Genomic DNA, 15,872 nt, shown 5'->3' with positions numbered 1-15,872 from the left:
GTTGTCCTGGGGGAGCGCGTAGGGTCTTTGCATGACGCTCCGGTCGCACTCCCGCGAAGGTTTCGTGACAGCGGCCGGAGCGCCGCCTAGTCGGCGTGCGCGTCGAAGAATGCGATGGTCCGGTCCAGCATCTCGTCCAGCGTCTCGACCGTGGCGAAGGCGTTGAAGACGTGGTCCATCTCGGCCATCCACAGCTCCTCCGGGCCTTCGTGGGCGTCGATCAGAAGCTGGGCGGAGGCCGGGGCCACCGTGTCGTCGAGCGTCCCCTGCGCAACGAAGAGCGGCCCGGCATAGGCCGCGATCTCGGCCTGCGGGTCGAAGATCGCGATGCCGTCGAAGAACTCCCGCCGCATCGTGATCGCGGCCCAGGGCAGCGTCACCTCCACCTCCTCGCCCGGCGCGGCGGCGGCCGCCGCGTCCATCGCCTCCGGCCCCAGGATGCCGCCGTAGGTCACAGCGGGGTCCGCCACCGCGGCCCACAGAGCGACCGCGTCGAACGCCTGCGAGCGGCCGGCGGTGGCGGTGGCGACGAGGCCGCCCTGGCTCCACCCGACGAGGTAGAGGTCGTCCGTCGCAACGCTGTCCAGCGTGCGCAGGTAGTCGATCGCGGCCAGCGCGTCCTGAACCTGCCCCTCGAACGTGGTGTCGGCGAAGGTCAGGTCGGCCAGCGACTCGCCCGAGCCGCGGAAGTCGATCCGCAGCGACGCGTACCCCGCCTCCGCCAGCACCGCGGCGGCGTGACCGAAGACGCCGCCCGGCACCGCGTCCGAGGCCAGCTCGTCCCGGGTGCCGGTGAAGCCGTGCAGCAGCAGGACCACCGGCGCCGGCTCGCCCTCCGGCAGGGCGAGCGTGCCGATCACCTCCTGACCGCCGGACAGGAAGGTGACGTCGGTCTCGTTCCCTTGCGCGAACGCGGCGGCGGGCAGAAAGGCGAGGACGGGCAGCAGGGTTCGGAACATGGGCTGTCTCCGGGGTTGACGTGCGCTCGCAGCATCGCCTCCCGGCCGACGTCTGACCAGCGTTTCGGAACGGCGCTCGTTCGCGCGGCGTTGGCCCGCCGAAGTTCCCGCGAAGGCAAGACGAATGAGCGTGACCGACGACACCCGCGAGCCGATCCCCGACGATCCGGCCGCCCACCCCACGGACATCACGAAGCAGGGCTGGTGGGCGACGCTGAAGCGCGTCTTCGCCGAGATCGGCAACGACCATGTCAGCCTGATCGCCGCCGGCTGCGCCTTCTACGGCCTTCTCGCGATCTTTCCCGGCATCGTCGCGGCGCTCGCTGTCGCAGGCCTCGTGACCTCGCCGCAGATGCTGGTCGACCAGCTGGAGTCCCTCGCCTCCATGCTCCCGCAGGGCGCGGCCGAGATCATCATGGACCAGGCCACCGCCGTCGCCGGCAGCCGCGAGGGCGGATTGGGCCTTGCCGCGATCTTCGGTGTGCTGATCGCCCTCTACTCGTCCTCGAAGGGCATCCAGAGCCTGATGGAGGGGCTGAACGTCGCCTTCGAGACGGACGAGAGCCGCGGCTTCGTGCGCCGCTACCTCGTCCAGTTCGCGCTGACGATCGGGCTGATCGTCGGCGTCCTGCTGATCGCCGCCATCGGCGCGCTGCTGCCGGCCGCGCTGGCGATCCTGCCGCTCGGCGACACGACCGAGTTCTGGGTCCAGATCATCCGCTGGCCGCTGATGATCCTGATCGTCGTGATCGGCCTCGCGATCCTCTATCGGTTCGGCCCCGACCGCCACGTCTCGTGGCGCTGGATCACGCCCGGCGCCGCGCTCGCCACCGCGATCTGGATCGCCGGCACCGTCGCCTTCACCGTCTACGTGTCCAACTTCGGCAGCTACAACGAGACGTTCGGCTCGCTCGGCGGCGTCATCATCCTGCTGACCTGGATGTGGCTGTCCGCCTTCATCGTCCTGCTCGGCGCCGAGTTCGACAGCGAGATGGAGCGGCAGGCCAAGGTCGATCCCGAGGCCGACGGTCCGCTCGACCCCTGATACCCCAGACGACAGGAGCGCAGCGATGTCAGACCCGTGGTGGGCCGACAAGGTCGGCTATCAGATCTATCCGCGCAGCTTTCAGGATTCCAACGGCGACGGGATCGGCGACCTTCCCGGCATCCTCGCCCGGTTGGATCACCTCTCCGACCTCGGCGTCGGCTTCATCTGGCTCTCGCCGGTCTACCGCTCGCCGATGGCGGACAACGGCTACGACATCTCCGACTACCGCGACATCGCGCCGGAATTCGGCACGCTGGACGACATGGACCGGCTGATCGCCGAGGGACGCGACCGCGGCATGCGCATCGTGATGGACCTCGTGGTCAACCACACCTCCGACCGGCACGCGTGGTTCGAAGCGGCCCGCGGCAACCGCGCCGCGCCGACGCGCGACTTCTACGTCTGGCGCGATCCGGGCCCGGACGGCGGGCCGCCGTCGGACCTGCGCTCGATGTTCGGCGGGCCGGCGTGGCACTGGGACGAAGGGTCGGGGCAGTACTATCTCGCCCTCTTCACCCCGCAGCAGCCCGACCTCGACTGGACCAATCCCGCCATGCGGGCGGAGCTCTGGGACATGATGAACTGGTGGAAGGCGCGTGGCATCGGCGGCTTCCGGATGGACGTGATCGACCTGATCGGAAAGGACGTCGATGCCGGCATCGTGGCGGACGGACCGACGCTGCACGACCATCTGCAGGAGATGCACCGTGAGGTGCTGGCGGGCAGCGACCTCCTCACCGTCGGCGAGGCGTGGAGCGCGACGACCGCGAATGCCCTCTCCTACGTCGGCCGTGACCGCGGCGAGTTGCAGACCCTGTTCCAGTTCGCCCACATCACCGCCCACTGGCACGAGACCCACGGCAAGTGGAAGCCCAGGGAGTTCAGCCTGCCGGTCCTGAAGGGCGTCCTCAACGACTGGCAGCAGGCGCTGAGCGAGGACGGCTGGAACGCGCTCTTCTGGTCGAACCACGACCTGCCGCGGGCGGTGTCGTCCTTCGGCGACGAGGGGACGTGGCGGGTGCGCTCGGCAAAACTCCTCGGCCTCGTCCTGCACCTGATGAAGGGCACGCCCTACATCTACCAGGGCGAGGAGATCGGCATGACCAACGCCGGCTTCACCACCATCGGCCAGTACCGCGACGTCGAGACGCTGAACTTCTACGCCGAGCAGATGGACCAGGGGATGAGCGAGGCCGACTTCCTCGCCGGCGCGGCGCGGAACTCCCGCGACAACGCGCGCACGCCGATGCAGTGGACCGCGGGGCCGAACGCCGGCTTCACCACCGGCACGCCCTGGCTGCCGCCGGCCCGGAACTTCGCCGAGATCAACGCGCAGGCGGATCGCAGCCAGCCGGACGGGGTGTTCGACTTCTACCGCCACCTCGTCGCGCTGCGGCGGGAGCATCCGGTCATCGTCCACGGTCGGTACGAGCCGTGCCTCGCCGACCACGACGAAGTGCTGTCCTACACCCGCACGCTGGAGGGCAGTCGGCTGTCGGTGATCGGCAACGTTTCGTCCCGCGAAGTGACGCTAGAGGTGCCGCCGGAGCTGGCGATCCGGGGCCGGTGCCTCGCCATGACGGCGGGGGAGCGGGAGGCACTGGACGGGACGGTGACACTTGCGCCGTGGGAGGGCGTGGCGATTCTCGCTTAGACGGGGTGTCCGCTGTCGTCGTCCCGACGAACGGTTGGACCAACATCCATGCGACGCCGCACTCTCACCGACGCCAGGGCGGCGTCTGGCCGCGGGCAGACGCTCCGAACGATGACCATCCGCGATTTATGGCGACGTCCCGTGAGACGTGTTTCGTCGCTCTGGCTGCTCCGAAGCGTCTGGCCGGGGGGCGGCTGGACGCGGCCCGGGCCGCTTGCGCGGGTGATTCCGGGTGGGTGCCGGTAGGGTGGGTGAAACCCATCGATCCGGGAGCGGCGGGTTTCACCCACCCTACAGCCGCAGGACGGGGTCCGCCGCGCGGGTCACGGCGCCACCGCATCCCCCACCGCAATCGGCACCGGCTCCACCACCTCGGCGCACCACCCGCCATGCCCGCGCATCGCGTTGAAGCCGCCGCGACCGAGCGCCTTTTCCATCCGGCTGCAGGGCGCACAGGGCCCGGTGATCTCCACCAGCGCCCCGCCGATCCGCAGCCGCCCCTTGCGGATCGCCAGAAGATTGAGGCCGGAGACGAGGAGGTTCCGCCGCAACAGCTCCGGCGTCGCCTCCGTTCCTGCGAGCGCCGAGATCACCGGCAGATGCTCCGCCTGGATCAGCGTCAGCGCCCGCTTGCCCGGCCGGGCGTGGTCGCCCTCCAGCCCGTCCGGCCGCAGCTCCGCGGCCGGCACCGCGACCATCGGCGCGAGCCGCTCGGGCCGGACGCCGATCCAGGCCACCTGCCCCGCCCGCGCGTGGCGGGCGATCATGGCGGCGAGGTCGCTCAGTCGCCCGATTCCTCGAGGATCATCAGATCCCGCTCCGACGCGCCTTTCGCAAAGCTCAGCGCCTCCTGGTAGGCGTCCGAGTAGTAGCAGTCATGCGCCGCCTGCAGCGACGGGAAGCGGGCGACGACGTTGCGCGCCCGCTCCTTGCCTTCGAGGATCTCGTAGCGCCCGCCGCGGGCCAGGAACTCGCCGCCATGCGCCGCGATCGCCGGGCCGGCGCGTTTCGCGTATTCGCCGTAGGCGGCTTCGTCGGTGACGGTAACGTGGGCGATCCACAGGGCCTTGGGCATCAGGCGGCTCCTTTCAGCACGGTTTCGGCGGCGCGGATCGCCGCGTCGGAATTCGCGGCCGAGGCGCCGCCGCCCTGGGCGAGGTCGGGGCGGCCGCCGCCGCCCTTGCCGCCCAGCTCGGCCACCGCGGCCTTGGCGAGGTCGACGGCCGACACGCGGCCCACGAGGTCGGAGGTCACGCCAGCCGCCACCGCCGCCTTGTCGCCGGTATCGGCGATCAGCAGCACGGCGCCGGAGCCCATCTGCGCCTTCATCTCGTCGATCAGCGACGGCAGGTCCTTGCCCGTGACGCCGGACAGCACCTGCGCCCGGAAGGCGATACCGTTGATCTCGCGCGGTTTCTCCTCGGTCCGGGCGCCGCCGCCCATGGCGAGCTCGCGGCGCAGCTGCGCCACCTCGTTCTCCAGCCGCCGCCGCTCCTCCACCAGCGCGCGGACCCGGGCCGGCACGTCGGCGGCGGAGGTCTTCAGCGCCAGCGCGGCTTCGGCCAGCTTGCGGTCCTGCCCGGCGAGGTAGGCGAGCGCGGCCTGCCCGGTCAGCGCCTCGATCCGGCGCACGCCCGCGGACGAGGCGCTGTCGCCCAGCATCACGAAGGCGCCGATGTCGCCGGTGCGGACGACATGGGTGCCGCCGCACAGCTCGATCGACCAGGTCTCGCCGCCGGGCCCCTTGCCCGTCGGCGCGCGGCCCATCGAGACGACGCGCACCTCGTCGCCGTACTTCTCGCCGAACAGCGCCTGCGCGCCGATGGCGCGGGCGTCGTCCGGCGTCATGATCCGCGTCTCGACGGGCGTGTTCTGGCGGATGAACTGGTTCACCTCCGCTTCCACCTCGGCGATGTCCTCCAGACTCAGCGCCGCGCCGTGGGAGAAGTCGAACCGCAGCCGGTCCGGCGCGTTCAGCGAGCCGCGCTGCGCCACGTGATCGCCGAGCCGCTCGCGCAGCGCCTCGTGCAGCAGGTGCGTGGCGGAGTGGTTGGCCCGGATCGCCGCGCGGCGGGCATGGTCGACCTCCAGCCGGGCGCCCTGCCCGCGCTTCAGCGTCCCTTCGGTCACCGTCGCGTAGTGGATGAAGACGCCCGCGACCTTCTTCGTGTCGGTGATCTCCGCCCGGCCGGTCTCGGTCGTGACCCAGCCGGTGTCGCCCACCTGGCCGCCGGCCTCGGCGTAGAACGGGGTCTGGTTCACCACGATCTGCACGGGGCCGTCCGCCTCGTCCACCGCGTCGTTGCCGGTGACGAGGGCGAGGATCTGGCCCTCGGCCGTCTCGGTCTCGTAGCCGAGGAATTCGGTGATGCCGTCGCGATCGGCAATATCGAACCAGTGCCCCTGGTCCGCCACCTCGCCCGAGCCGGTCCAGGCGGCGCGCGCCTTCGCCTTCTGCTCGGCCATCGCGCTTGTGAAACCTTCGGTGTTCACGCCGCGCCCGCGCTCGCGCAGGGCGTCCTGCGTGAGGTCCAGCGGAAAGCCGAACGTGTCGTAGAGCCTGAACGCCGTCTCGCCCGGCAGGTCGGTCCCTTCGGGCAGCGCCGACAGTTCCTCGTCCAGCAGCCTGAGGCCGCGATCGAGCGTCTGCCTGAAGCGCGTCTCCTCGGCCCTCAGCGTCTCCTCGATGACGGCCTTGCCACGGACCAGCTCGGGGTAGTGGTCGCCCATCTGACGCACCAGCTCGGGCACCAGGCGGTGCATCACGGGGTCTTTCGCCCCCAGCAGATGCGCGTGCCGCATCGCGCGGCGCATGATCCGGCGCAGAACATAGCCCCGGCCCTCGTTCGACGGCAGCACGCCCTCCGCGATCAGGAACGAGGTCGAGCGCAGGTGATCGGCGATCACCCGGTGGTGAGTGATGTGCCCCTCGCCGAGGTCGGTGTTCGTCGCATGGGCCGACGCCTCGACGAGCGCCTTCAGCAGGTCGGTCTCGAACACGTTGTTCGTGCCCTGCAGCACGCCCGCGAACCGCTCCAGCCCCATGCCGGTGTCGATCGACTGCGCGTCCAGCACCCGCATCGAGCCGTCCTCGAACTGCTCGTTCTGCATGAAGACGAGGTTCCAGATCTCGATGAAGCGGTCGCCATCCTCCTCGGGGGAGCCGGGCGGGCCGCCCCAGAACTCCGGCCCGTGATCGTAGAATATCTCGGAGGACGGCCCGCAGGGCCCGGTCGGCCCCATCTGCCAGAAATTGTCCGACCCGCCGCCCGGCTTGTCGCCGATGCGGATGATGCGGCTCTCGGGCATGCCGACGGATTTCCAGATGTCGGCCGCCTCGTCGTCGGTGTGGTAGACGGTGACGCTCAGCTTCTCGACCGGGAGGGCGAAGTCCTTCGTGATCAGCTCCCACGCGAAGGGGATCGCCTCGCGCTTGAAGTAGTCGCCGAACGAGAAGTTGCCGAGCATCTCGAAGAACGTCAGGTGCCGTGCGGTGTAGCCGACGTTGTCGAGGTCGTTGTGCTTGCCGCCGGCGCGGACGCATTTCTGCGCCGTGGTGGCGCGGACGTAGTCGCGCGTCTCGACCCCGGTGAAGAGGTTCTTGAACTGGACCATGCCCGAGTTCGTGAACATGAGCGTGGGATCGTTCCGCGGCACCAGCGGCGAGGAGTCCACGACCCGGTGGCCGTTCCTCTCGAAGAAGCCGAGGAAGGTGGAGCGGATGTCGGAGAGGCTCGTCATCTCAGGCGCTTTCGGTCGGGGGCTGGACAAGGGCGAGAGCGATGTATGCCAGCGCCCCCGCCCTGTCCACCGGAACCGGTGCGGCCTCAGCGCCGGCGCAGGAAGACGACCGTGTCCTGCAGCATCGCCTCCTGCCCGTCCGGACCCTTGCCCGGCCGCTCGATCACCCGCGCCTCGAGGACGTCCCAGTCCGCGCCGCCCGGGGCCAGCGCGGCGAGGTCCTCCTCCACCGTCGGGAACGAGGTGTCGGAATGGCGATGCTCGGACCACGGCGGCGGCGCGGCATGGGCGACGGAAAGGATATGTCCGCCCGGCGCGACGGTCGCGGCAGCGCGCCGCAGGATGTCTGCGCGGGGGAAGCCGGCGACGGGCGACAGCAGGTAGAGCGCGGTGACGAGGTCGAAGGGGCCATCCGGCATCGCGGTGGCGAGATCGCACGCCTCGAACCGGGCCCCGGGCAGCCCCAGCTCCGCCGCCCGGCCAGCTGCCCGGATCACCGCCACGGACGAGATGTCGAGGCCGAGCGCGTCCCACCCCCGGGCGGCCAGCCACAGCACGTCGTCGCCGTTCGAGGAGCCGAGATCCAGCGCCCGGCCGGGCGGCAGGCTCGTGGCACGGGTCTCCAGCGCTCCGGTGGGGCGACCCGAGGGGCTGGTGCGCCGGGTGCGGTAGAAATCGTCCCAGTGGGCGACGGCATCCGTCGGCATATCGGTGGTCTGCATGGCAACCTCGCGTTCATTCGTAACTTCTTAGGTAACTTGATTGGCCGGCGCGGTCAACTCATGTAATGCCATAGGTTACGAGAAATGGAGCCCGGCAATGCGTCAGGACACCCGCCTGTCCCGCCTTCTTCATGTGCTGCTGCACATGGCCGAGACCGACGCGCCGCTGACGTCCGAGCGGATCGCGGCGATGCTGGGCTCCAACCCCGTGGTGGTGCGGCGGATCATGGCGGGCCTGCGCGAGGGCGGCTTCGTCGCGGCCGAGCGCGGACACGGCGGCGGGTGGCGGCTGGCGCGGCCGCTGGAGGCGATGACGCTGCTCGACGTCTACCGCTCGCTGGACGAGCCGGAGCTATTCGCGTTCGGTTTGTCGAACCCTGCGCCCGACTGCCTTGTGGAGCGGGCGGTCAACGGCGTGCTCGGCGCCGAGGTGGCGGCGGCGCGGGAGTCGCTGCTGGCGCGGTTCGCCGACATCCGTCTGTCGGACGTCCGGCAGGACGTGGCCCTCGGCCGCGACCGTCCGTAAACGAAAAGGGTGCGGCCCTGGCCGCACCCTTCCCGGGATATTCTCCGCCACAGCCACTGCAGCGGGGGCGTTTGCAGCAGTCGCCGTCTGCGTCACATGTCGACGAGATCCTCGCCGTCGCCCTCGCCCTCGTCGGACATGCCGAACTCCAGCCCGTGGGCCGCGCGGATCTTGTCCTCGATCTCCCAGGCGATGTCGCCGTTCTCCTTGAGGAAATTCTTGGCGTTCTCGCGGCCCTGGCCGATGCGCTGGTCGCCGTAGCTGAACCAGGCGCCCGACTTCTCGACCACGCCGGCCTTCACGCCGAGGTCGAGCAGTTCGCCGGTCTTGGAGATGCCCTCGCCGTACATGATGTCGAACTCGACCTGCTTGAACGGCGGCGCGACCTTGTTCTTCACGACCTTCACCTTGGTCGTGTTGCCCACCACCTCGTCCCGGTCCTTGATCGAACCGATGCGCCGGATATCCAGGCGGACGGAGGCGTAGAACTTCAGCGCGTTGCCGCCGGTCGTCGTCTCGGGCGAGCCGAACATGACGCCGATCTTCATCCGGATCTGGTTGATGAAGATGACCATGCAGTTGGACCGCGCGATCGACGAGGTCAGCTTGCGCATCGCCTGGCTCATCAGGCGGGCATGGACGCCCACGGACGAGTCGCCCATGTCGCCTTCCAGCTCGGACCGCGGCGTCAGGGCGGCGACGGAGTCGACCACCACCATGCTGACGGCGCCCGAGCGGACGAGCGTATCGACGATCTCCAGCGCCTGCTCGCCGGTGTCGGGCTGCGAGATCAGAAGCTCGTCGAGGTTCACGCCCAGCTTGCGGGCGTACTGCGGGTCGAGCGCATGCTCGGCGTCGACGAAGGCGCAGACGCCGCCCTTCTTCTGCTCCTCGGCGACGCAATGCAGCGTCAGCGTCGTCTTGCCCGACGATTCCGGCCCGTAGATCTCCACGATCCGCCCCTTGGGCAGGCCGCCGATGCCGAGCGCGATGTCGAGGCCGAGCGAGCCGGTCGAGGTCGCCTCGATGTCCGGCAGCGCGTTGTCGCCGCCGAGCTTCATGATGGAGCCCTTGCCGAACTGGCGTTCGATCTGGGCCAGCGCCGAGTCGAGCGCCTTCTGCTTGTCGGCGGTTTTCTTGTCGTCTTTCATGCTCAGAAGGTCTGCCAGTGCCATGCCTGTCGGCTCCTTATTCCACACCCCTGTCCGGGCGGCAAATGTCTGCTTCGTTCGCCTCTTGTTCTCACGGTTAATGAGACCAAAGAGCGAACATTTCAAGCGAATTCTCTCTCACCCGCACTTTCGCCGCACTTTGGTTAAGGAGTAGTTTACCGGCATGGCGATAATCGGCGGACCGGCCAAGACGACGGGAGGGAAGGCATCCAAATGCTTGTTTTCTGGAAGGAAAGCCTCGTCCTCTTCGCCGTGCCCAAGACCGGCACGACCGCGCTCGAGGGCCACCTCGCGCCCCGCGCCGCCCTCGTCCTGCGCGATCCTCCGATCGTGAAACACACGCCCGTCTACCGATACCGGCGCTTTCTGGCCCCCTATCTCGCCCTCGCCGGCGACAAGGTGTTCGACACGGTGGCGGCCGTGCGGCATCCGGTGGACTGGCTGGGCAGCTGGTACCGGTACCGCCATCGGGACGACCTCGTCGGCCATCCCAACTCCACCCGCGGCGTCACCTTCGACCGGTTCGTCGCCGAGTACGCCCGCGGCAAGCCCGCGCCCTATGCCGCCGTCGGCAGCCAGGCGCGGTTCCTGCGCGGGCAGGAGGCGGCGATCGGCGTGACCCACCTCTTTCGCTACGAGGCGCACGACAAGCTGGTCGCCTTCCTGGAGGAGCGGCTGGGCACGCGTATCGCGCTCGACCGGCTCAACGTCTCGCCCGACATGCCGCTCGACCTCGCCCCCTCGACCGAGGCGCGGCTGCGCGAGAAGCGGCCCGAGGAGTTCGCCGCCTACGAGGCCGGCGTCGCCTGAGGACTACTCGGCCGCCCGCGTGGACGTCTCCGGCTTCTCCTCGTGGCGCGGGGCCTCCGACTCGTCCCGCAGGATCTCCGCCTCCAGCTCGTCCGCCAGCTCCTCCGCCGTCACGGCGACCTCCCTCTCCGGCGGCGTCGCCTCCGGCCCGGCCTTCGGCGTCGGGACCGCGCCCTCCGCCACGACGCTGTCCAGCGCGTCGAGCGGCACGCCCCGCCTCTCCGCGCTCTCCCGGACCGCGCGGCGCAGCGGTGCGCTGGCGCGCAGCAGCTTCACGAACCGCGCCTCGTCGAGGACCAGCAGCACGCCGTGGCTGATCGCGCGCACCTCGGACCGGCGCGGCCGGCGCGACAGGATCGCGAGCTGGCCGAACATCTCGCCCCGGCCGAGGCGGTGGACCTGCCCGGCGGTGCGCACCTCCACCGCGCCCGAGGCGATGAAGTAGACGGACCGCGCCGGCACGTCGCGGCCCACGATCACCTCGCCGTCCTGCACGTAGCGGCTGCGCAGCGCCCGGGCGAGGCGGCGCTGAACCCGCGGCTTCATCTCGGCGAAGAGCGGCATCTGGCGGATCAGCTCGGCCTTTCGCACGGCGAGGTCGAGCGGCGGGCGACGCTCGATCTGCGCGCGGTTGCGGGCGATCTGGGTGGCGAGGCTGGCATGCAGCTCGGGCCCGATCAGGCCATCCTCGCGCAGCGTCTCGTACTCCCGCTCCTCCAGCCGCAGCGCGGTACGGCGGATGAACCGCCGCTCCAGCTCCTCGGCGTAGCCCGGGTACTGCAGCCGCAGCCCGTCCAGCGCCTTGCGCACCTCGCCCGCCCGCGAATCCAGCAGGTCGTGCAGCAGGTTCGCGACCCGCTTGCCGTGGATCCGCCGGATCCGCGCGTCGATGAAGCCGTCGAGGTCGCGCAGCACAAGCTGCTCGATCAGCAGCCGCTCGAACCGGTCCGCCGTCATCCGCGCGAACGGCGCGGACAGCCGCAGCCGTGCGTGCAGCCACGCGGCGAGCCGGTAGACCCCGCCCTGCCCCACGTGCCGCCGCGCCGCGCTGCGATAGCCCATCCGGCCCGCGGTCCGCGTCGTCTCGATCAGCCGGTCCGCGTCCGCCAGCGCCAGCTCGGCCGTGCGGTTCGAGATCGCCTGCTCGCGGAACCGCGCGAGGATCAGCTCGCGCTCGGCCGCCGCCAGCGCGATGAGGCCGAGCGTCACCCGGTCGCGGTCGAGGATCTCGCCCGAATCGTCGGCGCGGCGCACCGCCTCCTCCAGCCGGTCGCCGAAGCGCTTGGCCTCGGCGCGGACCGTCTCGTGCGTGAGGTCGTATGTCTCGGTCGTCTGGCTCACCTGCTCGCGCACCGACTGCATCGCGACGGCGACCACCTGGTTGGCGAGCGCGGCGTCCAGCGGCGACAGCCGGTCCAGGCCGAGGCGGGTGATGACCCAGCGCAGCGTCGTGCCCTGGACCATGAGCGTGAACAGCACGAACCCGGTGGCGAAGATGCCGACCTCGCGCCGGATGTCCGGCGGCACCCGCAGGCTCTCGGTCACCGCCAGCGCCAGCGCCAGCGTCACCGCGCCGCGCAGGCCGCCCCAGAGGATCGCCACGCGGTACGGCCGCTCGACATGCGGGCTGAGGCCGGCGCGGTCCAGAAGCGGCATCAGGACGAACAGGATCGCCGCCCGCGCGGCCAGGGCGGCGGCCGTGACGACGCCGACGTAGAACAGGTCGGTCAGCGTCATGGTGCCGAGAAGGCGCGGGATCAGCAGCGCCGCGAGCACGAAGATCAGCGCCCCGGCCCAGTGCGCCAGCAGGTCCCACACCTCGCGCAGGTTCGCCCAGGCGGCGGGCGTCAGGCGCCCAGGCCCGACGATGTTCAGCGTCAGGCCTGCCGTCACGACCGCGATCACGCCCGAGGCGCCCGCGATCTGCTCGGACCCGATATAGGCGAGGTACGGCAGCGCGACCGAGATCGACAGCTGCGCCAGCGGGAACCGCCAGAGCGCGCCCATCAGCATCGCCGCGACCCGGCCCGCCACCAGCCCCGCCACCGCGCCACCGGCCAGAAGGTACGGAAACTGCGCCAGCGCGCCGCCCAGCGTCGGGTTCGGCACGCCGCGGCTGACGAAGCCCATGAACAGGCCGAACAGCGCGATCGCGGCCGCGTCGTTCAGCAGGCTCTCGCCCTCGACGATGCGGCTCAGGCGCTGCGGCGCCGCGATGTTGCGGAAGATCGAGACGACGGCCGAGGGATCGGTCGTCGACACGATGGCCCCCAGCAGCAGGCACGCCATCAGCGGCATCGCGCCGACCCAGTAGAGGGCATAGCCCACCGACAGCGTCGCCGCGACGACCGCAACGATGGCCAGCGTCAGGATCGGCACCCAGTCGTCCCACATCCGCCGCAGGTTCAGGCCCAGCGTCACCTGGAACAGCAGCGTCGGCAGGAACAGGTACAGGAACACGTTCGACCGGATCGGCAGGCCGAGGATCGCCTCGGCCACCGGGTTCAGCGCGTCCGTCAGCTCGGTGCGCAGGAAGAACGCCGCGCCGATGCCGAGGCCGATGCCGAGGATCGCCAGCATCACCGAATAGGGCAGCCGCATCCGCGCCGCGAGCGGCTCGGCCAGGCCGATCACCAGGAACAGCCCGGCGACGACCGCGGTGGCGACGGCGATGTCCATGGAACGTCAGATAGAGGCTCGGGCTTGTCTTGTCACAGGGCGCGTGGCGCGGCGGTTGACCTGACGCCCCGCCCGGCCCATTCCTGCCCTCGACAAAGGATGGAGGACGCCATGGCGAGCCGGCTGCAGCAACTGAAAGACATGACCATCGTCGTCGCCGACACCGGCGACATCGAGGCGGTGAAGCGTCACCAGCCGCAGGACTGCACCACCAACCCCTCGCTGGTGCTGAAGGCGGTGCAGGACGAAGGGTTCCAGGACACCTTCAAGGAGGCGGTGGCCAAGGGCGGCTCGGTCGAGGACATCGCCCAGGACCTCGTGATCCGCGTCGGCTCCGCGCTGGCCGGCATCGTGCCCGGGTACGTCTCGACCGAAGTGGACGCGCGCCTGTCCTTCGACGTGGACGGGTCCATCGCCAAGGCGCACTCGCTGATCGAGGCCTACGGGCAGCAGGGCGTCGGCAAGGACCGCATCCTCATCAAGCTCGCCTCCACCTGGGAGGGAATCCGCGCCGCCGAGAAGCTGGAGAAGGAGGGCATCCGCTGCAACCTCACGCTGCTGTTCTCGATGGCCCAGGCGGTGGCCTGCGCCGATGCCGGGGTGACGCTGATCTCGCCCTTCGTGGGGCGGATCACCGACTGGTACAAGGCGAGCGAGGGCGTCGACGGCTACGACCCCGAGGACGATCCGGGCGTGAAGTCGGTGCGCGAGATCTACGCCTACTACAAGGGCGCCGGCATCGACACGATCGTCATGGGCGCGTCCTTCCGCAACGCCGGCCAGATCGCCGCGCTGGCCGGCTGCGACCGCCTCACCATCTCGCCCGACCTCCTCAAGGAGCTGTCCGAGGACGACACGCCCCTGGAACGCAAGCTGTCCCCCAAGGCCGCCTCCCGCACCGAACCCGGCAGCCTCGACGAGCCGACCTTCCGCTGGCAGCTGAACGAGGACGCCATGGCGACCGAGAAGCTGAGCGAGGGCATCCGCAAGTTCCACGCGGACGCGGAGAAGCTGTACGGGTTGATCGAGGGGGCGCGGTAGGCGCCGCCTCAGTCCTTGGGTTGTTGACCGGGCGGAAGCAGGATCCCGTGAAGTGGGCGAGGCCCCGGCTCAAGGCCGGGGCGGGAGGCTCCGGCTGGGACCGCCCGTCCCGGGCTTGACCCGGGACCTCGACCGGCCTTCAAGCATTAGGCCGCCCCCTTCACCCCCACCCGCGCCCATTCCGGCACCCATTCCCCGTGCGCCGCGAGCAGCTCCCCCGTCAGCTCCCAGATCTGGTCGAGGTCCAGCTCGGCCGCCGTGTGGGGGTCGAGCATGGCGGCGTGGTAGAGGTGCTCCACCTTCTCCTCCACCAGCGCGGCCACCGTCAGCTCCTGCACGTTCACGTTGGTCCGCATGAGCGCGATCAGCTGCGGCGGGATGCCCTCAACCATTGTCGGCTGCAGGCCGTTGGCGTCCACCAGCACCGGCACCTCGACGGCGGCGCCCTGAGGCAGCTGCGGGATGTAGCCGCGGTTGGGGATGTTGCCGTAGACCACGGAGGGCGCGCCCGTGACAACCGAGTTGACGATCTCGGACGCGTATTCGTGGGACGGCTTCACCACGACCTCGTCCGCCTCGCGGTAGGCCTGCGCCTCGCTCTCCCACCGGGCGATCTGCTCGACGCAGCGCTTGGGGTACTCGTCGAGGGGGATGCCGAACCGCTCGATCAGGTCGGGGCGGTCCCGCTTGATGAAGTAGGGCACGTACTCGGCGAAATGCTCGGAGCTTTCGGTGACGAAGTGCCCGAGGCGCATCAGCATCTCGTAGCGCACCTTGTTGGGGCAGCGCGGGTTCCACGAGGACGGCTTGGGGAAGCGGCCCTCGCGGTAGCCCTGCCGCAGCGCGGGGTAGAGGTCGCGGTAGCTGCCGTCCGGCTGGCGATGCTCGAACCTCAGGTAGAAGGCCATGTGGTTGATGCCGGCGCAGTGGTAGCGGATCTCGCCGATGGGGATCTCCAGATCCCGCGCCAGCTCCTCCGCCGTGCCCTGGACCGAGTGGCAGAGGCCGACCTGGCGGATGTCCGGGAACTTCGCCCCGATGCCCCAGGTGTTGATCGCCATCGGGTTCACGTACTGCAGCATCAGGGCGTCGGGGCAGACCTCGCGCATGTCGGCGCAGATGTCCCACAGGACCGGCACCGTGCGCAGTCCCCGCATGATGCCGCCGATGCCGAGCGTGTCGGCGATGGTCTGGCGCAGACCGAACTTCTTCGGGATCTCGAAGTCGGTCACGGTGCAGGGCTCGTACCCGCCGACCTGTAAGCAGCAGATGACGAAGTCCGCCCCGTCGAGTGCGCGGCGCCGGTCGGTGTAGGTCTCGACCGTGGCATGGCCGCCGAGGGTGCGGGCCATCTTGCCCACCACGATCTCGGACTCCTCCAGCCGCTTGCGGTCGATGTCCATCAGCCGGATCGTGGCGTCCCGCAGCGCCGGCCGCTGCAGGATGTCGCCGGCGAGGTTCCTGGCGAAGACGGTGCTGCCGGCGCCGATGAAGGTCACGATGGTCATGTCGGTCTCCCG

The 15,872-nt window shown here is 70.1% G+C and carries 13 protein-coding genes; 5 read left to right on the top strand and 8 right to left on the bottom strand.

The features are described 5' to 3' along the window. Positions 1-86: 86 nt before the first annotated feature. A complete protein-coding gene (locus A37W_RS0101840) occupies positions 87-959 on the bottom strand; it encodes an alpha/beta hydrolase family protein (protein WP_018301324.1) in 873 nt (290 codons plus the stop codon). A gap of 124 nt (positions 960-1,083) precedes the next feature. Here A37W_RS0101840 and A37W_RS0101835 point away from each other — a divergent pair, with 124 nt between their 5' ends. Together A37W_RS0101835 and A37W_RS0101830 are read left to right on the top strand one after the other, a co-directional pair. Beyond that, entirely contained in the window at positions 1,084-2,004 is a 921-nt protein-coding gene (locus tag A37W_RS0101835) for a YihY/virulence factor BrkB family protein (RefSeq protein WP_018301323.1), read from the top strand. Positions 2,005-2,029: 25 nt separating this feature from the next. After that, on the top strand, positions 2,030-3,661 hold the full coding sequence (locus A37W_RS0101830; protein ID WP_018301322.1) for an alpha-glucosidase: 1,632 nt from the start codon (positions 2,030-2,032) through the stop codon (positions 3,659-3,661). 323 nt (positions 3,662-3,984) lie between these two features. Here A37W_RS0101830 and A37W_RS0101820 read toward each other — a convergent pair whose 3' ends face one another. The 4 genes from A37W_RS0101820 to A37W_RS0101805 form a co-directional block, all read right to left on the bottom strand. Continuing rightward, the gene (locus tag A37W_RS0101820; protein ID WP_018301321.1) at positions 3,985-4,428 is read right to left on the bottom strand and encodes an MOSC domain-containing protein; all 444 of its coding nucleotides are present in this window, start codon (positions 4,426-4,428) and stop codon (positions 3,985-3,987) included. Between the two features lie 14 nt (positions 4,429-4,442). Continuing rightward, a complete protein-coding gene (locus A37W_RS0101815) occupies positions 4,443-4,736 on the bottom strand; it encodes a DUF1330 domain-containing protein (RefSeq protein ID WP_018301320.1) in 294 nt (97 codons plus the stop codon). Beyond that, positions 4,736-7,402, bottom strand: a complete 2,667-nt coding sequence (alaS, locus tag A37W_RS0101810; protein WP_018301319.1) for an alanine--tRNA ligase — start codon at positions 7,400-7,402, stop codon at positions 4,736-4,738. Before alaS ends, A37W_RS0101815 begins: the two co-directional genes overlap by 1 nt. An 86-nt stretch (positions 7,403-7,488) precedes the next feature. After that, positions 7,489-8,124 carry a class I SAM-dependent methyltransferase gene (locus A37W_RS0101805; protein WP_018301318.1) on the bottom strand — a complete coding sequence of 212 codons (636 nt, stop codon included), beginning with the start codon at positions 8,122-8,124 and terminating at the stop codon, positions 7,489-7,491. 97 nt (positions 8,125-8,221) lie between these two features. Here A37W_RS0101805 and A37W_RS0101800 point away from each other — a divergent pair, with 97 nt between their 5' ends. After that, positions 8,222-8,650 (top strand): Rrf2 family transcriptional regulator, encoded by a 429-nt coding sequence (locus A37W_RS0101800; RefSeq protein ID WP_018301317.1) that lies wholly within the window; start codon positions 8,222-8,224, stop codon positions 8,648-8,650. A 92-nt stretch (positions 8,651-8,742) separates the two neighbouring features. Here A37W_RS0101800 and recA read toward each other — a convergent pair whose 3' ends face one another. After that, positions 8,743-9,825 carry a recombinase RecA gene (recA, locus tag A37W_RS0101795; RefSeq protein WP_018301316.1) on the bottom strand — a complete coding sequence of 361 codons (1,083 nt, stop codon included), beginning with the start codon at positions 9,823-9,825 and terminating at the stop codon, positions 8,743-8,745. Between the two features lie 210 nt (positions 9,826-10,035). Between recA and A37W_RS0101790 the strand changes: the two genes are divergently transcribed. Then, positions 10,036-10,632: a hypothetical protein gene (locus A37W_RS0101790; protein ID WP_018301315.1), complete on the top strand. Its 597-nt coding sequence runs from the start codon at positions 10,036-10,038 to the stop codon at positions 10,630-10,632. A 3-nt stretch (positions 10,633-10,635) separates the two neighbouring features. Here the strand turns inward: A37W_RS0101790 and A37W_RS0101785 are convergent, their stop codons facing one another. Next, positions 10,636-13,311, bottom strand: a complete 2,676-nt coding sequence (locus A37W_RS0101785; protein WP_018301314.1) for a cation:proton antiporter domain-containing protein — start codon at positions 13,309-13,311, stop codon at positions 10,636-10,638. Between the two features lie 99 nt (positions 13,312-13,410). Between A37W_RS0101785 and tal the strand changes: the two genes are divergently transcribed. Then, entirely contained in the window at positions 13,411-14,352 is a 942-nt protein-coding gene (gene tal, locus A37W_RS0101780; RefSeq protein ID WP_367834141.1) for a transaldolase, read from the top strand. Between the two features lie 146 nt (positions 14,353-14,498). Here the strand turns inward: tal and A37W_RS0101775 are convergent, their stop codons facing one another. Then, a complete protein-coding gene (locus tag A37W_RS0101775) occupies positions 14,499-15,860 on the bottom strand; it encodes an alpha-glucosidase/alpha-galactosidase (RefSeq protein ID WP_018301312.1) in 1,362 nt (453 codons plus the stop codon). Positions 15,861-15,872: the final 12 nt, after the last annotated feature.

The organism is Wenxinia marina DSM 24838 (genome assembly GCF_000379485.1).
GTDB classification, from domain to species: domain Bacteria; phylum Pseudomonadota; class Alphaproteobacteria; order Rhodobacterales; family Rhodobacteraceae; genus Wenxinia; species Wenxinia marina.
This window is presented reverse-complemented; position numbering and strand designations above follow the sequence as displayed.

Coding starts and splice junctions, on each gene's coding strand:
- A37W_RS0101840 (WP_018301324.1), bottom strand. CDS start 959: ATGTTCCGAACCCTGCTGCCCGTCCTCGCCTTTCTGCCCGCCGCCGCG.
- A37W_RS0101835 (WP_018301323.1), top strand. CDS start 1,084: ATGAGCGTGACCGACGACACCCGCGAGCCGATCCCCGACGATCCGGCC.
- A37W_RS0101830 (WP_018301322.1), top strand. CDS start 2,030: ATGTCAGACCCGTGGTGGGCCGACAAGGTCGGCTATCAGATCTATCCG.
- A37W_RS0101820 (WP_018301321.1), bottom strand. CDS start 4,428: ATGATCGCCCGCCACGCGCGGGCGGGGCAGGTGGCCTGGATCGGCGTC.
- A37W_RS0101815 (WP_018301320.1), bottom strand. CDS start 4,736: ATGCCCAAGGCCCTGTGGATCGCCCACGTTACCGTCACCGACGAAGCC.
- alaS (WP_018301319.1), bottom strand. CDS start 7,402: ATGACGAGCCTCTCCGACATCCGCTCCACCTTCCTCGGCTTCTTCGAG.
- A37W_RS0101805 (WP_018301318.1), bottom strand. CDS start 8,124: ATGCAGACCACCGATATGCCGACGGATGCCGTCGCCCACTGGGACGAT.
- A37W_RS0101800 (WP_018301317.1), top strand. CDS start 8,222: ATGCGTCAGGACACCCGCCTGTCCCGCCTTCTTCATGTGCTGCTGCAC.
- recA (WP_018301316.1), bottom strand. CDS start 9,825: ATGGCACTGGCAGACCTTCTGAGCATGAAAGACGACAAGAAAACCGCC.
- A37W_RS0101790 (WP_018301315.1), top strand. CDS start 10,036: ATGCTTGTTTTCTGGAAGGAAAGCCTCGTCCTCTTCGCCGTGCCCAAG.
- A37W_RS0101785 (WP_018301314.1), bottom strand. CDS start 13,311: ATGGACATCGCCGTCGCCACCGCGGTCGTCGCCGGGCTGTTCCTGGTG.
- tal (WP_367834141.1), top strand. CDS start 13,411: ATGGAGGACGCCATGGCGAGCCGGCTGCAGCAACTGAAAGACATGACC.
- A37W_RS0101775 (WP_018301312.1), bottom strand. CDS start 15,860: ATGACCATCGTGACCTTCATCGGCGCCGGCAGCACCGTCTTCGCCAGG.